Source organism: Sphingorhabdus sp. (assembly GCF_044239665.1).
Lineage (GTDB): Bacteria > Pseudomonadota > Alphaproteobacteria > Sphingomonadales > Sphingomonadaceae > Sphingorhabdus_B.
This window is the reverse complement of the sequence record NZ_JBIIBA010000055.1, coordinates 1-3,981: the sequence shown is the minus strand read 5'-3', so window position 1 is coordinate 3,981 and position 3,981 is coordinate 1. Positions and strand designations below refer to the sequence as shown.

The following is a 3,981-nucleotide window of genomic DNA, read 5'->3' as shown; positions in this document are numbered from 1 at the left end:
CCAGCCCCTCGGTCACGATCACATGCGCCATCGCGGTCAGCACGGCAACATTGGTGCCGGGGCGTAAGGGCAAATGATGCTGCGCCTCAATATGCGGCGAACGGACAATATCGGTGCGGCGTGGATCAATGACGATCAGCTTCGCGCCGGGGCGGCCGTCTTGTCCACGCAAACGGCGTTTCATTCGGCTGGCGAAAACGGGGTGACCGTCGGTGGGGTTTGCACCAATGATCAAGATGACATCGCTGTCTTCGACGCTATCGAAATCCTGCGTTCCGGCGCTGGTACCAAAAGTGGTTTTCAGGCCATATCCGGTTGGTGAATGACAGACGCGCGCGCAAGTATCGACGTTGTTATTGCCAAAGCCAGCGCGCACAAGTTTTTGCACAAGGAAGGTTTCTTCATTGGTGCAGCGGCTTGACGTGATGCCGCCAAGGGCATTGCGGCCATAAGTATCGCTAATCCGCTTCAATTCGGACGCGGTATAGGCAAAGGCCTCGTCCCATTCGACCTCGCGCCACGGGTCACTGATCGACTTGCGGATCATAGGCTTCAGGATGCGTTCCTGATGCTGGGCATAACCCCAGGCAAAGCGGCCCTTGACACAGCTATGGCCGCGATTGGCTTTGCCGTCTTTATACGGAACCATGCGGACCAATTGCTCACCGCGCATTTCGGCGCGGAAGGTGCAGCCGACACCGCAATAAGCGCAGGTCGTAACAACACTACGTTCGGGTGTGCCGACCTCGACAACTTTTTTCTCGACCAACGTCGCCGTGGGGCAGGCTTGCACACAGGCACCACATGAAACGCATTCTGAACCCATGAAATTGTCGCTGGCAAACCCTGCGGATATCTTTGAATCCCATCCTCTGCCTTCCATGGTGAGTGCAAGCGTACCTTGCACTTCGTCACAGGCGCGGATGCAACGCGAGCAGGCAATGCACTTACTGGGATCGAAATCGAAATAAGGGTTGGAGTGATCTTTTTCTTGCCCCAGATGCGTCTCCTGCACATCATAACGCACATCGCGCAAGCCAACGGCCCCTGCCTGATCCTGCAATTCGCAATCGCCATTGGCGGCGCATGTCAGGCAATCGAGCGGATGGTCGGAAATATATAGCTCCATCACGCCCTTGCGCAATTTCGCCAGTTGCGGGGTCTGCGTGCGCACAACCATGCCCGGTTCAACCGGTGTTGTGCAGCTGGCGGGCGTGCCCCTGCGGCCGTCAATTTCAACGAGGCACAGGCGGCATGAGCCATAGCTTTTGACGCTGTCGGTTGCGCATAATTTGGGTATGGAGGTGCCTTGTTCGGCCGCTGCGCGCATGACGCTGGTGCCAGCAGGGACAGTGACATCACGCCCGTCAATGGTCAGCGACACCGCCTCGTCCGAGCGACTTTCCGGCGTTCCGAAATCTTTTTGCGGCTGGTATGTCATGTCTCTACCTACCTTATACTTATTTGCGATTGTTGCGCAGCATATTGCGCAAGTTCCAAAGGCGTGTTCAAATTGTGAAAAGCATCTGAGGATGCGACGGCCTGCGCGCCACTAAATGTGATCCAGCGTCGCATCGAAAGATCGTCGTGATCGCGCAAATGTCTGTCAAGAAGAGGCGCAAGCGCAACAGGCCACACGCCGAACAGATAATGCCCGCCGATATAGACGGCACGTCCATCGGCCATATTGCGCGGCAATTCCGGTACAGGGACGACGTCGCAACCCGCAGTCAGTATTTCGTCAAAGCCGTTTTGCAGCGCATATTGAAAAGCAGCATTCAGGCCACCCAATGGCCCCATATCGGCAAAGGGGGTGTCTTCAACCCAATCCATTCCCGGCCATGCACGCCCGACGACAATGAGCTTATCAACCTGTTCGCGCAGCCCATCGGCCACATGTTCGATCAACGGGCGACCGTTCAATACCGCAGCAGCCTTGTCACTGCCAAAGCGGGTTGCCTTGCCTCCGGCAATGATGGCGCCCAGCCTTTTCAACGGAAATCCTCCGGAAAATGCTTGATAGCGCTCATGACCGGATAAGGGGTGAAGCCACCCAAAGCGCAGAGCGACCCAAATTTCATGGTTTCGGACAGGTCAGCAATCAGCGCGAGATTCGCCTCAACATTTTTACCTGCAATAATCTGGTCAATCGTCTCGACACCGCGTGTGCTGCCCAAGCGGCAAGGCGTACATTTTCCGCAGCTTTCAATGGCACAAAATTCCATCGCAAAGCGCGCCATTTGCGCCATGTCGACCGTGTCGTCGAACACAGTGATGCCCGCATGGCCAACCAGCGCGTCTGCAGCTGCAAAGGCCTCATAATCGAGCGGGAGATGAAATTGCGCAGGCGGCAAATAAGCGCCCAATGGTCCGCCAACTTGCACACAGCGCACCGGACGGCCACTCGCTGTGCCGCCGCCAATATCATTGACCAATTCGCCCAGCGTGATGCCAAAGGCGACTTCGTAAAGGCCGCCATGCTTTACGTTGCCTGCAATCTGGATGGGCATCGTGCCTTTGGATCGGCCCGCACCATATGCGGCATAAGCGTCCCCGCCATGCGTCAATATCCATGGCACAGCGGCAAGCGTCAGCACATTGTTAACGATGGTGGGTTTACCAAACAGCCCTTCCAACGCGGGCAGTGGCGGCTTGGCCCGTACTTCGCCTCTTTTGCCCTCAAGGCTGTTGAGCAGCGATGTTTCCTCGCCACAGACATAGGCGCCTGCGCCGACGCGGACTTCGACGACAAATGGCGCAATTAAATGGGCCGAAAACTTGATAGCCGCTTCCATCTTGGCGATGGCATGCGGATATTCGGAGCGGATATACACATAGCCCTTGCTTGCCCCGACCGCGAAGCCGGCAATCGCCATGCCCTCAATCAGCATGAAGGGATCGCCCTCCATCACCATACGGTCGGCAAAAGTCGCGCTATCGCCTTCGTCGGCATTACAGACGATGTATTTTTGGTCCGCATCCGCACGCGCGACGGTTTGCCATTTTATGCCTGCAGGGAAACCTGCGCCGCCGCGACCGCGAAGCCCCGACGCCATAACCGTATCGATGGTCGCTTGGGCACCCATTTCACGCGCTTTTGCAAGGCCAAGCCAACCTTGCGATGCGTAATAATCGTCCAATGAAAGCGGGCGGGTTTTGCCCGCGCGCGAAAAAGTAAGGCGGGTTTGCTGCGCGATAAAAGGATGGTCCTCAATGCGACCCAAGGACGAAGCTTTACCGTTGATTATATCCGCAACCTGATCGGCTGACACCGGACCATAACCGACGCCATCGATATCCACCAATGGTTCCAGCCATTGCATACCCCAGCTAGAAACGCGCTCGACGGCAACGCCCGCTGCCATGAACGCAGCCGCAACCGCGTCCGCGCCGCAAGCGATCGCCACCGCATCGTCAGATATCCGGACGGTCACATGGCCTCCAATAATGTTTTGAACTTAGCACTGTCCAAACGGGCATGGACTGTGTCGCCAACCATTGCAGATGGACCAACCGCGCATAATCCAAGGCAATAAATCGCCTCCACTTTTATGCGGCTTTGGCTATCGGCGATGGGGACCAATGCCTCTACGCCCCGTGCTTTGCAGGCTTCGGCCCGGCACAATTTCAAAACGGGCCGGGCTTCTGCTTCTTTGCGGAAATCATGATAGAAGCTGACGACGCCATAAACTTCGGCGCGGGTCAGGTTTAGGGCGCTGGCAATTTCGCGCATTGCATCCTCGCTGATATAGCCGAACAGCTTTTGCACATCGTGCAAGATGGGCAGGAGCGGACCTTCTCTGCCCTTATGTTCGGCCAAAATGTCAGCGATGGACGCCATTTAGAAAACCACTACGCTGCGGATGCTTGTTCCCGCATGCATTAATTCGAACGCTTTGTTGATCTCTTCCAGACCCATGACATGGGTGATCATGGGGTCAATCTCGATCTTGCCGGTCATATACATGTCGACAATCTTGG

At 56.3% G+C, this 3,981-nt stretch carries 4 protein-coding genes and 1 pseudogene; all 5 read right to left on the bottom strand.

The window, feature by feature from the left end:
• Positions 1–1,441 (bottom strand): molybdopterin-dependent oxidoreductase (locus ACILP3_RS10480; protein ID WP_395616574.1); only part of this gene is annotated, 1,441 nt, incomplete at its 3' end.
• 8 nt (positions 1,442–1,449) lie between these two features.
• Positions 1,450–1,995 (bottom strand): molybdenum cofactor guanylyltransferase, encoded by a 546-nt coding sequence (locus tag ACILP3_RS10475; RefSeq protein ID WP_395616573.1) that lies wholly within the window; start codon positions 1,993–1,995, stop codon positions 1,450–1,452.
• On the bottom strand, positions 1,992–3,434 hold the full coding sequence (locus tag ACILP3_RS10470) for an NADH-ubiquinone oxidoreductase-F iron-sulfur binding region domain-containing protein (protein ID WP_395616572.1): 1,443 nt from the start codon (positions 3,432–3,434) through the stop codon (positions 1,992–1,994). The genes ACILP3_RS10475 and ACILP3_RS10470 overlap by 4 nt, the downstream gene beginning before the upstream one ends.
• Entirely contained in the window at positions 3,431–3,841 is a 411-nt protein-coding gene (locus ACILP3_RS10465) for an NAD(P)H-dependent oxidoreductase subunit E (RefSeq protein ID WP_395616571.1), read from the bottom strand. The genes ACILP3_RS10470 and ACILP3_RS10465 overlap by 4 nt, the downstream gene beginning before the upstream one ends.
• A pseudogene (locus ACILP3_RS10460) lies at positions 3,842–3,981 on the bottom strand (S-(hydroxymethyl)glutathione dehydrogenase); the annotation flags it as partial.